The sequence below is a fragment of the Streptomyces asiaticus genome, assembly GCF_018138715.1.
Classification (GTDB): domain Bacteria; phylum Actinomycetota; class Actinomycetes; order Streptomycetales; family Streptomycetaceae; genus Streptomyces; species Streptomyces asiaticus.
The window spans coordinates 6,359,342-6,374,299 of sequence record NZ_JAGSHX010000006.1 but is presented as its reverse complement, the minus strand read 5'-3'; the positions used below and the strand labels follow the sequence as shown (position 1 = coordinate 6,374,299).

14 protein-coding genes are annotated in these 14,958 nt (G+C 71.0%); 8 read left to right on the top strand and 6 right to left on the bottom strand.

What is annotated here, in order from left to right; genetic code table 11:
- Positions 1 to 98 precede the first annotated feature (98 nt).
- Positions 99 to 584, bottom strand: coding sequence for a MarR family winged helix-turn-helix transcriptional regulator (locus KHP12_RS34900; protein WP_086881315.1), 486 nt, complete (start codon positions 582 to 584; stop codon positions 99 to 101).
- Between the two features lie 292 nt (positions 585 to 876).
- The gene (locus KHP12_RS34895; RefSeq protein ID WP_211834060.1) at positions 877 to 1,704 is read right to left on the bottom strand and encodes a TetR/AcrR family transcriptional regulator; all 828 of its coding nucleotides are present in this window, start codon (positions 1,702 to 1,704) and stop codon (positions 877 to 879) included.
- 174 nt (positions 1,705 to 1,878) lie between these two features.
- Between KHP12_RS34895 and KHP12_RS34890 the strand changes: the two genes are divergently transcribed.
- Together KHP12_RS34890 and KHP12_RS34885 are read left to right on the top strand one after the other, a co-directional pair.
- Complete coding sequence (locus KHP12_RS34890) at positions 1,879 to 3,021, top strand: FAD-dependent oxidoreductase (protein ID WP_211834059.1); 1,143 nt, start codon at positions 1,879 to 1,881, stop codon at positions 3,019 to 3,021.
- Between the two features lie 118 nt (positions 3,022 to 3,139).
- Positions 3,140 to 3,946 (top strand): class I SAM-dependent methyltransferase, encoded by an 807-nt coding sequence (locus KHP12_RS34885; RefSeq protein WP_308016970.1) that lies wholly within the window; start codon positions 3,140 to 3,142, stop codon positions 3,944 to 3,946.
- Here KHP12_RS34885 and KHP12_RS34880 read toward each other — a convergent pair.
- A complete protein-coding gene (locus KHP12_RS34880; RefSeq protein WP_086881336.1) occupies positions 3,910 to 4,431 on the bottom strand; it encodes a cupin domain-containing protein in 522 nt (173 codons plus the stop codon). The genes KHP12_RS34885 and KHP12_RS34880 overlap by 37 nt on opposite strands.
- Positions 4,432 to 4,606: 175 nt before the next feature.
- On the opposite strand from KHP12_RS34880, the gene KHP12_RS34875 reads away from it, so the two are divergent.
- A complete protein-coding gene (locus tag KHP12_RS34875; protein ID WP_211834057.1) occupies positions 4,607 to 4,837 on the top strand; it encodes a cold-shock protein in 231 nt (76 codons plus the stop codon).
- Between the two features lie 67 nt (positions 4,838 to 4,904).
- Here the strand turns inward: KHP12_RS34875 and KHP12_RS34870 are convergent, their stop codons facing one another.
- The gene (locus tag KHP12_RS34870; RefSeq protein ID WP_211834056.1) at positions 4,905 to 5,969 is read right to left on the bottom strand and encodes an aldo/keto reductase; all 1,065 of its coding nucleotides are present in this window, start codon (positions 5,967 to 5,969) and stop codon (positions 4,905 to 4,907) included.
- A gap of 133 nt (positions 5,970 to 6,102) precedes the next feature.
- Here KHP12_RS34870 and KHP12_RS34865 point away from each other — a divergent pair, with 133 nt between their 5' ends.
- Positions 6,103 to 6,939 (top strand): helix-turn-helix transcriptional regulator, encoded by an 837-nt coding sequence (locus KHP12_RS34865; protein ID WP_211834055.1) that lies wholly within the window; start codon positions 6,103 to 6,105, stop codon positions 6,937 to 6,939.
- Positions 6,940 to 6,995: 56 nt separating this feature from the next.
- On the opposite strand, the gene KHP12_RS34860 is transcribed toward KHP12_RS34865, so the two are convergent.
- A complete protein-coding gene (locus tag KHP12_RS34860; RefSeq protein ID WP_211834054.1) occupies positions 6,996 to 7,955 on the bottom strand; it encodes an AraC family transcriptional regulator in 960 nt (319 codons plus the stop codon).
- 82 nt (positions 7,956 to 8,037) lie between these two features.
- Here KHP12_RS34860 and KHP12_RS34855 point away from each other — a divergent pair, with 82 nt between their 5' ends.
- The 3 genes from KHP12_RS34855 (at position 8,038) to KHP12_RS34845 (ending at position 10,334) form a co-directional block, all read left to right on the top strand.
- On the top strand, positions 8,038 to 8,466 hold the full coding sequence (locus tag KHP12_RS34855) for a pyridoxamine 5'-phosphate oxidase family protein (protein ID WP_086881323.1): 429 nt from the start codon (positions 8,038 to 8,040) through the stop codon (positions 8,464 to 8,466).
- Positions 8,467 to 8,589: 123 nt separating this feature from the next.
- Positions 8,590 to 9,573: an ATP-binding cassette domain-containing protein gene (locus KHP12_RS34850; protein WP_211834053.1), complete on the top strand. Its 984-nt coding sequence runs from the start codon at positions 8,590 to 8,592 to the stop codon at positions 9,571 to 9,573.
- Positions 9,570 to 10,334: an ABC transporter permease gene (locus tag KHP12_RS34845; protein ID WP_086881325.1), complete on the top strand. Its 765-nt coding sequence runs from the start codon at positions 9,570 to 9,572 to the stop codon at positions 10,332 to 10,334. The genes KHP12_RS34850 and KHP12_RS34845 overlap by 4 nt, the downstream gene beginning before the upstream one ends.
- A gap of 47 nt (positions 10,335 to 10,381) precedes the next feature.
- On the opposite strand, the gene KHP12_RS34840 is transcribed toward KHP12_RS34845, so the two are convergent.
- On the bottom strand, positions 10,382 to 13,648 hold the full coding sequence (locus KHP12_RS34840; protein ID WP_211834052.1) for an ATP-binding protein: 3,267 nt from the start codon (positions 13,646 to 13,648) through the stop codon (positions 10,382 to 10,384).
- Between the two features lie 260 nt (positions 13,649 to 13,908).
- Here KHP12_RS34840 and KHP12_RS34835 point away from each other — a divergent pair, with 260 nt between their 5' ends.
- Positions 13,909 to 14,937, top strand: a complete 1,029-nt coding sequence (locus KHP12_RS34835) for a phosphotransferase family protein (RefSeq protein WP_211834051.1) — start codon at positions 13,909 to 13,911, stop codon at positions 14,935 to 14,937.
- The last annotated feature ends 21 nt before the right edge of the window (positions 14,938 to 14,958 follow it).

The window sequence follows — 14,958 nt, the reverse complement described above, 5'->3', positions numbered from 1 at the left end:
CGCCGCGTGACGCCTCACCGAACCGAGCCAGCCACACGGCGTCCACCGGCGCCCACCCACCCCACCCGAGGCGAGGGCCGCCGCACAAACCCCAACCCCTACGCCCCACCCTCCACGGGATAGGCGAACCGGGTCAGCAGATCCTTCAGCCGCTCGGCATCATCGGACCCCAGCTCGCCGACCAGCCGCTCGGCCAGCGGCTCCGCCGCCACATGGGCCGCGTCGAAGAGCTCAAGCCCCTGAGGCGTGATCTCCACCGCCCGCACCCGCCGATCCCCCGGCACGGCCTTGCGCACGACCAGCCCCTTGCGCTCCAGGTCATCCACCACGCGCATGATCCCCGCCTTGTCCGACCCCGTAGCCGCCGCCAGGTCCCGCTGCACCGTGGGCCCGCAGTCGACCAGCACGATCAGCACGGCAAAGTGCCGCAACTCAATGCCGAGCGGCCGAAGCGCCTCCGCCATCACCGCCGCCGCCCGCCAGTGCGCCCGACGCAGCAGCAACCCGAGCGCGAACGGCGAGGCATCCCCGGCCCGGCCGGTCGCCCGCGAGGCGGTGGTGTGGTGAGGGAGATCGGCGCTCATGGGGCCACATTACCGCCATTCATTCGTTCGATACCGTATCAATCGAAACCAAATCCGACTCTCACCTCGCCCGCACCGGCTCCGCCGCCGCCCGGCCTCCAGTTCTTCATCGATCAGTCCCTCCGCCCGGACTCCGTCCATGTCGCCGACGACGGGTCGACGAACACCGACTACGCCGAGGTGCGTACCTGGTAGCAAGCGGCGGCCACCGAGGCCGAGATCGCGACCGCCTGGCAGCGCGTGCCCAACGCAGGGAAGCGGCACACCCAGGTCCACGGCGTACGCACCCCGCTCAGGTGGCGGATGACGTGGTGCGCCCCCGTTCGCCGGGCAGGTGGAGAGCCGTGATGCCGGTGAGGACGAGGTCGATCCCGGCGAGGAACTGCTCGCGGTCGTCGTGGTCGCGCATCTGGGCCGCGACGGCGCGGGTGAACGGGTAGTCGTCGGGGTCGAGCTCCTTCCATGCCTTTGACGCGGCGTCGAGGAACTCGGCGCGGTCCACGTCGGGCACGAGAGTGCGGGCCGTCGCGCTGTTCGCGGCGTTCTGGCCCGCGGCGCCGAGGATGTAGTGCACCAGCGCCGAGGTCGCCGTGAACCAGTGGCCCTCTGGCACGCCCAGCGCGCGTACCTGACGGCCGATGCTTTCGAAGATCTGCGGCGTCACCGAACCCCAGGGGCTGCGGGAGAGCTGGAGGGCGAGCTGCGTGGGGAGCCACGGGTGGTCCTCCATCGCGTCGAACAGGCCGAACGCGACGGCGCGGATCTTGTCCTGCGGCGAGTTCGAGGGCTCGGCGGGCTCGGTCCGCTCGGCGGGCTCGGTCGGCTCAGCGGGCTCGGTCGGCTCAGCGGGTCCGGCTGGCCCGGCAGACCCGGCAGACCCGGCGCGCTCCGCGGCCAGCGCGGTGGCGACTACCGCGTCGGTCGCGGCGTCCAACAGCTCGTCCTTGTTGGCCACATGCCAATAGATCGCCCCGGGCCCGGTGGCGAGGCGCTCGGTCAGTGCCCGGAAGGTCAGGCCGCCCTCGCCGGCCGCGTCGAGCAGTTCGACGGCGGCCTCGACGATGCGCTCGCGGGAGAGCGCCTCTGTGCGCCGCTGGGTCCGGCGTGTCCGTGTTGCCATGCTGCCATTTTGACATGCCTGGAATGTTGTTCCAACATGGAGTGACGTTCCATTATGGAGCGACGTTCCAGTACGGGAACGACGTACCAGCGAGGTTGGCCGGACCGGCACCGGGCGGCCTCGATTCACGAAGGTTCACGAGGATTCACGCAAGTTCACGAAGGAGTAGTCACCATGCGCACTCCCGTCACGATCATCGGCGCCGGACTCGGCGGCCTCACGCTTGCCCGCGTCCTGCACGTCCACGGCATCCCGGCCACCCTCTACGAGGCGGAGGCCTCGCCGACGGCACGCGCTCAGGGCGGGATGCTCGACATCCACGACTACAACGGCCAACTGGCCGTGCGGGCGGCCGATCTGATGGACGAGTTCCGCGGCCTCGTCCTGGAGGGCCGCCAGGCAATGCGGGTCCTCGACCGGGAAGGGACCGTCCTGTTCGAGAAGGCCGACGACGGCACGGGGGGACGCCCTGAGGTGCAACGCGGCGAGCTGCGGCAGATGCTGCTCGACTCGCTCCCGGCCGGCACCGTCCGGTGGGGGCACAAGGTGAGCGGTACGCGCGCCCTCGGCGACGGCCGCCACGAGGTGACGTTCGCCGATGGCAGCACCGTCGTCACGAGCCTGCTGGTCGGCGCGGACGGCGCGTGGTCACGGGTCCGGCCGCTACTGTCCACCGACATACCCGAGTACACCGGCCTGTCGTTCGTCGAGACGTACCTGTACGACGCCGACACCCGGCACCCCGCCGCCGCCAAAGCGGTCGGCGGCGGCTCGATGATGGCGCACGCGCCGGGCCGGGCGATCCACGCGCACCGGGAAAGCGGCGACACCCTGCACACCTACGTATTGCTCCCCAGGCCGCTGGACTGGTTCGCCGAGATCGACTTCACCGATGCCGCCGCGGCCACCGCGCGGATCGCGCGGGAGTTCGACGGCTGGGCGCCGGAGCTCGCCGCGCTGATCAGCCACGGCGACACCCCGCCAGTCCTGCGCCCCCACTACGCCCTGCCGATCGAGCACCGGTGGGAGCGGGTGCCGGGGGTGACCCTGGTCGGCGACGCCGCCCACCTCACCGCCCCGAACGGCGAAGGCGCCAACCTGGCCATGCTCGACGGCGCCGAACTCGGCAAGGCCCTCGCCGCGCACCCCGACGACGTCGAGGCCGCGCTCGCCGAGTACGAGCAGGCCCTGTTCCCCCGCAGCGCCGAGGTCGCGGCCGAAGGCGTCGGCAGCGACGAGCTCATGTTCGGCGACAACGCGCCCAACGGCCTGGTCAGCATGTTCATCGAGTTCATCGGAAAGGATCACGCCCAATGACCGCGCGACCACGTGAGAGCGTGACCGCGTGACCGCGTGACCGCCGTAGGTTGAGTGAGTGACGACTACCGCATCGCAAGAGGCATTCCTCCAGGCGTTCCACGCCGAACGTCCGGCGGTGACCGCGGAAGCGTTCGGCCGCGGTCGCGCTCCGGACGGCCGGTCCAGCTATGAGTTCCTGTGCGACCGGGTGGCCGGAAGCAGTCGCGTACTGGACCTCGGCTGCGGTGATGGCCTGCTGCTGGAGTTCCTGGCCCGGGGGGACGGGAGGCAGCTGGCGGGGGTGGACCTGTCTCCGCAATCGCCGGCGCTGGCACGACGTCGGCCGGCCCTCTCCGGGGCCAGGCTGGAAGAGGGCCGCGCGCAGGCCCTCCCCTTCGCCGACGACAGCTTCGACGCCTGCGTTTCCCATATGGCGCTGATGCTGATGGGCGAGATCGAGCAGGTCGCGGCCGAGGTCGCCCGGGTGCTGTGCCCCGGAGGGGTTCTGGCCTGCGTGGTGGGGGGCGGGGCCGTTGGCGGCGAGTCGTACGAACGGTTCCTCGGGCTGTTGCGGAGGACGATCGAGGAGGTGCCCGCCGAGCGGCGCATCCCCGCGCTGGGCGACAGAAGGACGCGCAGCCGCGATGGACTCGACGACGTGCTCGGGCCGGCCGGCTTCGGCGCGGTGAGCTGGGAGACCGTACCCATCGATCTGAGCGGCCCGATGGAGGAGGTATGGGCCGCCGTCTCCGGCCTGTATGACCTCGGCCCGCTCGATGGGGGAACGGTGGAGCGGCTGCGTGAGGCCTTCGTCGCCGAGGTGCGCGATATGACGACGCCGGAGGGGATCGTCCCCTGCGCGTTCATGATCCATCTGGTGACGACACGGCTGGGTGGCACGCTCCCCTACTCCCCCTCGGGCTCGAAATCCTCCACGAAATAGCTGTCGTGCCGGATCCGAAATCGCTTGAGCTCCTCGCCACCGCGCTGCGACATCTCCGCGACCCGCTCGAAGTACTCCTCGCGCGGGGCGCCCGGGGAGAAGAGCAGGAGCATGGACATGGGCTCGTCGGTCACGTTCTTGAAGGCGTGCAGCCCGCCGACCGGTACGTACAGGAAATCGCCCTCGCGGCCCGTGACCCACCTCTCGCCGTTGTAGAGCTCCAGCTCGCCGGAGAGGATGTAGAAGGATTCCGACATCGCCTTGTGGAAGTGGGTCTTCGCTCCGGCGGCCCGAGCACCCAACTCCACCTTGTACAGGCCGAATTCGCCGCCGGTCGACTCATTGGTGGCGATGTAGTGCGTAGCGCCGCCGCCGGGCGAGGAGATGTCGGGCGGCGTACTGGCCGGGCGAAAGGCCGCGTTCACCTCGCCCCTCTCGCCGTGGTAGCGGGGCTCGGGGTATTCGAGGAATTCCGGATACGACATGCTGCGCTCCTCTTCGCGGGTCTCCACCAGCATGGTGGCTCCCGCCGCTGGAACGCGGCATCGGGCCTGCGGACGATCTCGGGTCCGCCGAGCGGAGGGCCGGGGACCTAGGGCGCCTAGGGCGCGGTTCGAAAACAATGAGACGAGACCGGACCGAGCCCATAGGGTTCATCCCATGGTGATGGCGACTGTCCGCGAGTGGAATGACGGCGACGGGTGGGGCGTGCTCGATTCCCCCGAGACTCCCGGCGGCTGCTTCGGTCACTTCTCCGACATCCAGATGACCGGCTTCCGCACGCTGTCGCCGGGACAGCAGGTGGACCTCACTTGGGAAGCCCCCGGTTTCAAACAGGACGGGTACGACTACCGCGCGGTGAGCATCGTGCCTCGGCCTGCCGACTCCTGACCCGCCGCCCACGGGCCACATGGCACGGCCCACGTGGCCCGGCCCACGGACCACGTGGCACGGAATATCAGCGGCGGTTTTCGATCTTCAGGCCGCCTTTGGTCACATTGCGGATGTGGTCACTGGCGAGCATGTGGTGCGGGAAGCCGAGTTCGATCGCGCTGGCCTCGTCGAGGCGGGCCAGTTGGGAGGCGGTGAAGTCCACCTCCAGGGCACCCAGATTGCTCTCCAGCTGCGCGGGGGTACGTGCGCCGATGATCGATGCTGTCACGCTCGGGTTCCGCAGGGTCCAGGCCAGTCCGACCTGGGCGGGGGTGCGGCCCAGTTCCGTGGCGACCTCCTTCAGGACCTCAGCGATGGCGAGGTTGCGTTCGGTGAGCGTGCCCAGGGCGAGGTTGAAGTTCCTACGGGTGCCGTCGTCGGATCCGACGTTCGTCGCGGCCAGGTCGTCGCGGCTGTACTTGCCGGTGAGCACCCCGCCGGCCAGCGGTGAATACGGGACCACACCCAGACCCATCTCGCGCGCCATGGGGATCAAGTCACGTTCCCCGGTGCGTTCGATCAGGTTGTATTCGATCTGGAGCGCGACCAGCGGTGACCAGCCGCGCAGGTCGGCGATCGCCTGCATGCGCGACACCTGCCACGCCGGGACGTTGGAGATCGCCACGTACAGAACCTTGCCCTGCCGGACCAGGTCGTCCATGCCGCGCAGGATCTCCTCGACCGGCGTCGTGAAATCCCACACGTGCAGATAGAGCAGATCGATGTAGTCCGTATTCAGCTGTCGCAGGCTGGCTTCCACCGACGCGAACAGGCTCTTGCGGTGCGGGCCCCCGGAATTCGGATCGCCGGACCGGCGCAGCGTCGTGTATTTCGTCGCCAGCACCAGGCTTTCGCGGTTGTCGCGGGTGAATTCGCCCAACAGCCGCTCGGAGCTGCCATTGGTGTAGGTGTTGGCGGTGTCAATGAAATTGCCGCCGCGTTCGACGTAGAGGTCGAACAGCTTGCGCGCCTCGTCCTGCTCCGCGCCCCAGCCCCACTCGGTGCCGAAGGTCGCCGCGCCCAGCGCCAGCGGTGAGACCCGTAGCCCGGAGCGGCCCAGCAGCCGATAGGTGTCGAGGGTGAGCGACATCGTGTCCTCCTGTGATTGTGATCCGTTGTGCTGGTGATCCGTTGCCGAAAACAAGCCTGTGACCGCCGCGAGCCGGGGATAAGGGAAGAAAGTTCCTGGGAACACCAGTCCTACCCTGGCTGTTGGATCGACCATGACGACCCACACGGTGGACGCGACACAGGAGCTGGCCGCGTTCCTGCGGACCCGACGCGAACGCCTGAACCCGGACGATTTCGGCCTGCCGTCGCGTCGGCGGTCCCGGCGGACCCCGGGGTTGCGCCGCGAGGAGGTCGCCGAGCTGGCCGGGGTCAGCATCGACTACATCGTGCGGCTGGAGCAGGGCCGCGGGCTGCGGCCCTCGGCGGACGTGGTGGAGGCGCTGTCCCGGGCGCTGCGCCTAGGCCCCGACGAACGCGGCTACCTCTTCGACCTGGCCCAGCAGCGCCGCCCCCGCAACGCCGACAGCCCCGCCACCACCGCGGTGCCACCGCTGGCCCGGCTGGTCGCCGACCTGTCACCGCTGCCGGCCATGCTGATGAACCACCGCTACGACATCCTGGCCTGGAACGCCGAAATGGCGAGGCTGCTCCTGGATTTCGACACCCTGCCGCCGGCGCGGCGCAATGCGATGTGGCTGTGTCTGATGCATCCGCGGATACGTGAGTTCTACGTCGACCGTGAACGCGTCGTGCGGGAGGGAATCGCCCATCTGCGCGCCGCGTGGGCCGCACATCCGGAGGACAAGGCGTTGACCGACCTCATCACCGAATTCACCGCTCATGACGAGGAATTCGCGCGCTTGTGGGCCGAGCGGGACGTGAAGGTCAACGGCCGCGGGAGCAAGGTGATACGGCATCCTGACGTCGGTGTACTCGCCCTGCATTTCGAAGTGCTGATGCCACTCGAAGATCCGGACCAGCGGTTGCTGATCTACCGCGCCGCGGACGATGAGAGCCAGTCGGCATTGGACCGGTTGTGCGCACGGTGATGTCGAACCGTCGATTCACACCCTGAGTTCATGCCATGAGTTCGTACCCTGAGCTTTCAGGAGGCGGTCGCGGTGCGGCGGAAGTCGCTCGGGTTCACGCCTCGGACCCGTTTGAACGCCGCACTGAACCCGAACGGGTCGGAGTAGCCCACGGTGCGGGCGACGTCCGCGACGGTCGCGGCCTCCCGCTCGACCAGGAGGTCCGCCGCGAGCGTCATGCGCCAGCGGGTGAGATAGGTCAGCGGGGGTTCGCCGACCAGGTCGGCGAACCGCTTGGCCAGCGTCGAACGCGACACCCCGGTGCGCCCGGCCAGCGCGGCGACCGTCCAGGGCGCCGCCGGTTCGGCGTGCAGCAGGCGCAGCGCATGGCCGACCACCGGGTCCCGCTGGGCGGCCCACCAGGTCGGGGGCTCGCCGCCGGGCCGGTCGAACCACTCGCGCAGCGTGCAGACCAGCATCCAGTCCAGCAGCCGGTCGAGGACCACCTGCTGGCCCGGCGTGTCCACGGCGACCTCGGCGGCGAGGTGGTCCAGTACGGGGTCCGACGTGCCCCCGGCGTCCACGCGCAGCACGACGGGCAGCGCCTCCAGCAGTCGGCGGCTGATCTCGCCGCGTACGGGATAGGCGCCGACGATCAGGGTCGTCGCACCGTTCAGGGTCGTCGCACCGTTGCGGCTGTCTCCGCCGTCCTCGTCGTGCCAGCCGCGACGGTGCCTGGTCCCGCCCTGCTCAGGCGTCGCGCAGTGCTCGCCGCAGGCAATCGGTTCGGCCCGGGTGCCGACCTCGTCGACGAAGGTGAACGTCCCGGGGCCGCGTACGACGATCGTCTCTCGGGCGCGGAGCGGCTCGGGCGGACGGTGCTCCGGCACGATCCAGCCCGACCCGGTGAGGACGGTGCACAGGGTCAGCGGCGCGCCGTCCACGAAGTGCAGTGCCCAGGGCGGGGACAGGGTCGAGCTGCCGAACAACGAGCCGTGGGCCCGCACCCCGCGGATCAGATCACTGAACGCGTCCACCTCAGTGAGGTTAGACGAATACACAGGTGATCCGGCTCTTCACCTATGGGGTCGTCCGAGTCGGCCGTGTTCAATCGGCGTCATGAGCAACGACGCCAGTTCGCTGACCGCCCAGGATCTCGAGTTCCTCCGCCGCCCCCTGCACGGGTTCCTGTCCGTGGCCGAGGGGCCGGTTCCGCCGCAGCCCCGGCCGGTGTGGTTCGAGGCCACGGCCGAGGGCACGATCCAGCTGTTCACTGCCCCGGACTCGCTCAAGGTGCGGCGTCTGCGCCGCGACCCCCGCGCCTCGATCGTCGTCGCCGCCCCCGTGGGTGAACGCGAGCGCTGGCTGTCGGTCGCCGGCCGCGTCTCGGTGGAGTCCGACGGAGCACATGAGCTGTGCGCCCGCCTGGCCGCCCGCTACTGGGACCTCGACGACCCGGCCCGCGCCGATGACCTCGCCGGGATCCTGGCCACGGAACAGATTCGGCTCGTCATCCACCCGGAGACCGTAAGTCGCTTCACCTTCTGACCTCCGCTCGAACTGCGCGTGACCTCCGCGACGGCCAGGGTCGAGAAGGGCACAACGCCGTGTCAGGGGCCGTGTCAGGGGCGTGACAGGCGGGTGTCAGGCCCAGCCGGAACCGTGTTGGGCATGAAGAGTTCGGCGATCGCAGTTTCCGGACTGCGCAAGGCATATGGCGACAAAGTCGTGCTCGACGGCATCGACTTCGAGGTCGCCGCGGGATCGGTTTTTTCCATGCTCGGCCCGAACGGGGCGGGCAAGACGACGACGGTGAACGTCCTGACGACGTTGATGAAGGCCGACGCCGGGACGGTGCGCGTCGCCGGGCACGACGTGGTGACCGGGATCAAGGAGGTACGCGCGGTCATCGGCGTGACCGGTCAGTTCGCCGCCGTGGACGACCTGCTGTCGGGCCGGGAGAACCTGCGGCTGATGGCGGATCTGAAGCGCGTGCGCTCCGGTGACCAGGTGGTCGGGCGGCTGCTGGAGCGGTTCGACCTGGTGGAGTCGGCGGACAAGATGGCGGCGACCTACTCGGGCGGTATGCGCCGGAAGCTGGACCTGGCGATGACGCTGGTCGGCAGCCCGCGGATCATCTTCCTGGACGAGCCGACGACCGGTCTTGACCCGCGCAGCAGGCGCGCGATGTGGGGCATCGTCCGCGAGTTGGTGGCCGACGGCACCACCATCTTCCTCACCACCCAGTACCTCGACGAAGCCGACCAGCTCGCCGACCGGATCGCGGTGCTCGACCAGGGCCGTCTGGTCGCCCAGGGCACCTCCGAGGAGCTCAAGCGCCAGGTCCCCGGCACCCATGTCCGGCTCCGGTTCGCCGGTCTCCGCGAACTCGACGCGGCGGCGGGGGCCCTGCCCGGGTCCACGCGGGACGATCAGGAGCTGACGCTGCGGGTGCCCAGCAACGGTGACTCGAAGTCGCTGCGCGCCCTGCTGGACAAGCTCGATGAACAGACGATCACCGCGGAAGAGTTTTCGGTGCACACACCGGACCTCGATGACGTCTTCTTCGCCCTGACCGGTCATGCCACACAGGCCGCGGACACCACGCGGACCACACACCCCACACCCGCCACCACGGAGGCGATCGCGGAATGAGCACTGTCTCGACGTCGTTCGGCGACGCGGCGATCATGCTGCGTCGCAACTTCAAGCACACGGTCAGGAATCCGGTCACGGTCTTCCAGGCGGTCCTGTTCCCCGTCGTGATGATGCTGATGTTCGTCTACGTCTTCGGCGGCGCCTTCAAGGTCACGGGCGAGTACGTCGACTACGCCGTACCGGGCCTGACCGTCATGGCCATCACCTACGGGTTGGGCCCGACCGCGGCGGCCGTGAACGGCGATATGACGAAGGGCATCAACAACCGGTTCAAGGCCATGGACGTCTCCCACGGCGCCGTGCTGGCCGGTTATGTCGTCTCCACCACTGTGCGCAGTCTGATCGCCGACGCGGTCATCATCGGCGTCGGCTTCGCGATGGGGTTCCGTCCGCATGCGAGCTTCCTCCAGTGGCTCGCCGTGATCGGCCTCATGCTGTTGCTCGCCTTCGCGACCAGCTGGCTCACGGTCGCCATGGGTCTGGCCGCGAAGACCGTGGAGTCGGCGGGCATGGCCACCGTGCCGCTGATCATGCTGCCGTTCCTGAGCAGCGCGTTCGTACCCGCGGACACGATGGGGACCGGTGTGCGGCAGTTCGCGGAGTACCAGCCCTTCACCCCGATCATCGAGACGCTGCGCGGGCTGCTGTCGGGCGGCCATCCGTCGACCGGCGACGCGTTCGCGGCCGTCGCCTGGTCCGTCGGGTTCACGCTCGTCGGGTACGTGTGGGCGATCGCCACGTTCAGGAAGCGCGCGTGACCTGGTTCAGGAGCGAGCGTGACCTCGTTCAGGAAGCGAGCGTGACCTCAGGAAGCGAGCGTGACCTCGGCCAGACGGGTCCAGCTGGTGCGCGTCCCGTCCCGCGTCGCCTCGGCGAACTCCGCTTCGCCGAGGCGGCACCGCGCGGCCCGCTCGATCCGGGCCAGGTCCGGGTGGGCGCGGTCCCGCACCCCGCGTACGCCCGTGCTCGCCGCGAGCAGCCGCGCGGCCTGCTCGTACTCGCCGCGCCGCAGTGCCAGGTCCGCGACCCCGACGAGCACATGCGCGATCAGCAGCGCGTGTCCCACCTCGACCGCAGCCTCGCAGGCCGCCGCGCGGTGCGCCCGCACCTCGTCGAGGTCGTCGGCGAGGTAGCCGAGCAGGTCGTGCCTCACCGCGCGGATGTCCGCCCGCTCCGCGTCGCCGCCCAGCATGGCCGTCGCGAGGCCGAGTTGCCGGTGCGCCTCCTCGGCGTCGCCGTCCCACCGGGCGAGTTCCGCCCTCGCGAAGGCCAGCTCGGCCAGCGCGTCCGGCCAGGTGACCCGCTCCGCGCAGCGCCGCGCCTCGGCGATGGCGGCCGCGCCGGCGTCCTTGTCGCCCAGCAGCCAGTACAGCTGCGCCTGCCGGGACCGCATCCGGATGACGTCCTCGGTGGCACCGACCTCGCTGACGACCGCGATCGCCTGCTCGTAGTGCTCGCACGCACCGGCGAAGTCGCCGCGTACGGCGAGCAGGTTCGCCAGCTCGGTCAGGGCGAGCGAGATCCCGTACCGCTCGCCGAGCGCCCGGAACTCGGTGAGCGCCGCCTCCAGGTACGCCTCCGCGGTGGGGCCGCCCTGCTGGTCCTGGCTGTCCCGGCCGTCCTGGTCCTGCCGGTCCCGGCCGTCCCGGCCCTCCTGGTCCTGCCCCTCCTGCCCCTCCGGCCCGTTACGGCCATCTCGCCCGTCCCGCCCGTCCCTGCCGAACACGATCCGCATCTTGCCCATGTGCCACCGGGCCAGCGCCCGCACCCAGGGGTCCTCGTCGTCCAGCAGCGGTGCGAACGCGGTCAGGGCCGCTTCGGGCGTGTGCAGCATGCGTTCCAGCACCGCGATGAACTTCACCCCCGGGTGGTGGTGGCCGCGCAGGCTGAGCCGGTGCGCCTCGTGGATCCACTCGGCGGCCTGGCGCTCATCGCCCCGCCCGGAGGTCACGAAGTGCACGATCATCGCGTACACCAAGGCCCGTACGTCGTCGGGCACCTCCCCTGGCGTCCTGGTGGCCGCGGTGATCAGCTCCAGGCCCTCGGTCCTGCGCCCGCCGAGCCACCAGTACCAGCCCGCGCCCGCCGCGAGCCGCATCGCCGCCCCCGCCTCGCCCGCCGCGAGCGCGCCGCGCATCGCCGCGCCGATGTTGTCGTGCTCGGCCTCGAGCGTGGCCAGCCACTCCATCTGCTCGGCGCGGCGCAGCCGCGGTTCCGCGGTCTCGGTGAGCTCGGTGAAGTGGGCGAGATGCGCCTGGCGCGCCAGGTCCGACTCCCCCGCCTCCGCGAGCCGGTGCCCGGCGTACTCCCTGATCGTGCCGATCATGCGGTAGCGCGGGGCGCCGCCGCCCTCGGCGACCAGCAGCGACTTCTCGGTCAGCGCGGTGAGCAGCTCCAACACCTGGTCCCGCTCGACTCCGTCGCCCGCGCAGACCCGCTCGGCGGCCTCCAGGCTCGCCCCGCCCGAGAACACCGAGAGTCTCCGCAGCACCATCCGTTCGGCGTCGGTGAGCAGCTCCCAGCTCCAGTCGACCACCGCGCGCAGCGTCTTGTGCCGCGGCAGCGCGGTGCGGCTGCCGCTGGTCAGCAGGCGGAACCGGTCGTCGAGCCGGTGGGCGAGCTGGTCGATGGACATGGTGCGCAACCGGGCCGCGGCCAGTTCGATCGCCAGTGGCATCCCGTCCAGCGCCCGGCAGACCCGCACCATCGTCGCCAGCGTATGGGCGTCGGCCGCGAGGCCCCGGCGCACCGCCCCGGCCCGGTCCCGCAGCAGCTGAACGGCGGGCGAGGCCCCGATCTCCCCCGGGCCCGCGTCCCCCTCCGGCAGGGCCAGCGGCTCGACCGGCCACAGCGCCTCCCCGGTGATGCCGAGCGGTTCCCGGCTCGTCGCCAGGATCCGCAGCCGCCGGCACTCCCCGAGCACCCGGTGGGCGAACACCGCCGCCGACTCGATCACATGCTCGCAGTTGTCCAGGATCAGCAGCGCCTCCCGCTCGCGGACCGCGGCGATGAGCCGGTCCGTCAGCTCCGCGTTCGGGGCCGCGCCGAGCAGGGCGTCCCGCAGGCCGAGACCGGCGAGCGCCGACTGCGCCACGTCGCCGTCCGCGCCGATGGCGGCGAGCTCCACCAGCCAGGCCCCGTCCGGCGGTTCGCCTTCGCCGAGCAGCGTGCGCGCGGTCTCCGTGGCCAGCCGGGTCTTTCCCGCACCGCCCGGTCCGATCACGGTGGTGAGCCGGTGCTCGGCGATCAGCCCGCGGACCGCGGCGACATCGGCGCCCCGGCCGACGAAGCTGGTCAGCTCGGCGCGCAGGTTGCTCTTACGGCTCTCCTCCTGTCGCCCCAGCTCGCCCCGCAACAGCGCGACGTGCAACGCGGCCAGCTCCGGCGAGGGGTCGACACCCAGCGCGTCGGCCAGCGCCTCCCGCGCGCGCTGGTACACCTGCAACGCCTCGCTGTCCCGACCGGCCGCGACGAGGGCGCGCATCAGCGCGGCGACGAGCCGTTCCCGCACCGGATGCGCCGCCACCAGGTCGGTCAGCTCCGGCACCAGCTCCGCACCGCGCCCGAGGGTGACCTCCGCCTCGGCCCGCTCCTCCGTGGCGGTCAGCCGCAACCCCTCGAGCCGTACGACCGCGGCCTCGAACGCGGCGCTGTCCTGCGGACCGACGTCCTGCATGGCCGCACCGCGCCACAGTTCGAGGCCCTCGCGCAACAGCCGCACCCGCCGGGCCCCGTCCTCGGCACGGGCCCGGCCCGCGCCGACGAGCCGTTCGAACCGCACGGCATCCACGGCATCGGGCTCCACCAGCAGCCGATAGCCGTCCGGCTGCCCCTCGATCACCCCGCCCGGCAGCGCCTTCCGCAGCCGGGAAACCAGGCGTTGCAGGGCGTTCGCCGCATCGGCGGGCGGCTGCTCCCCCCAGATCCAGTCGACGAGCGACGCCTTCGGGACCACCTGCCCCGGCCTGAGCGCGAGGGCGACCAGCAGTCCGCGCAACCGCGCCCCCGGCACGTCGGCCGAGCCGCCGTCGTCCGTGCGAACCTCGAGTGGCCCCAGCATCCCGATCTGCACCCGCTGATTTTGCCACGGGCGTGTCGCGAGGCGGCTTGGGCCGCCAACGGCCGAACAGCGAGGATCAGCGACGCACGTCCTGGGGGCATCCCCGGGGTTGCCGTGCGGGAGGCCGAGGATGATGTCCCCTGCGCGGGCGATGACCGGAGCGGCCTCGCCCGCGAGATGGGCACGACGCCCGACGGCCTGAGCGACCTGGAGGTCAGGCCCCGCGAGGTCCACTTCCCCGTGTCGCGGTGGCCACATGGCAGGATCGGGGCATGTGCGCACCGCCCCCGTTCGGGGAGAAGCTGCGGGCCGAACTGGGTTCGCCCCGCCGGGTCCGCGGGCTGGAGAGCAGCCCGCGATCGCGGGTGTGGCGGGCCGAGCTGTCCGGCACACCGGTGGTGGTCAAGCAGCTCATCGAGGGCCCGGAGGCCGCCGGGAGATACGCCCGCGAGGTGGCCGCGTTACGCCTCGCGTCCCGGGTCGACCCGCCCGTCGCGCCACGGCTCCTCGGTACCGACCCCGATGAACGGGTGCTGATCCTGGAGGACTTGGGCGATCAGCCACCGGCCGACGACTGGGTGATCGGCTATGCCGAGGCACTGGCCCGGCTCCACGCGGCCACCACCCCTGACGACGTCGGCCTCCTCCCCGTCTGGTCCGGCCCCACGAAAGACGACATCGGCTCCTTCCTCGGACTCGCCCGGGCGCTCGGCCGCACGGTGCCATCCGCCGTACGGACCGAGCTGGACGACCTCGTGAACCGTCTGACCCACGCGCCCGGACACGCCCTGCTGCACGGCGACCCCTGCCCCGGCAACGACATCCACACCGGCAGCGGGGTCAGATTCATCGACTTCGAACAGGCCGCGCTCGGCAATGGGCTCATGGAACTCGCCTATCTGCGCATCGGCTTCCCGACCTGCTGGTGCGCCACGGCCCCGGCCCAGCCACTGCTGGACGCGGCGGAGGCCGCCTACCGCACCGCCTGGCGCCGTGCGACAGGCGCCGATGTCCAGGGCGATCTCACCGACGCCTGCGCGGGCTGGCTGCTCCGAGGCGACGCGCTCGTCGAACGGGCTCACCGGGGAACCGCCGACCACCTGTCCAAGGTCCCCCATGGGGACTGGCGGTGGGGCACGGCGACGGCCCGCCAGCGACTCGTCCACCGTCTCGGGATCGTCGGCCGGATGACCGCGAACGGCGGGGAGCTCGAGCATCTGGGGCGACTCGCCGAGGCCATGCGCGGCGCGATGCTCACCCGCTGGCCCGCGCTTCGGCCACTGCCCTCGCGACGGCCCTAGCCCTGGCCCTGGCGGCCCGAG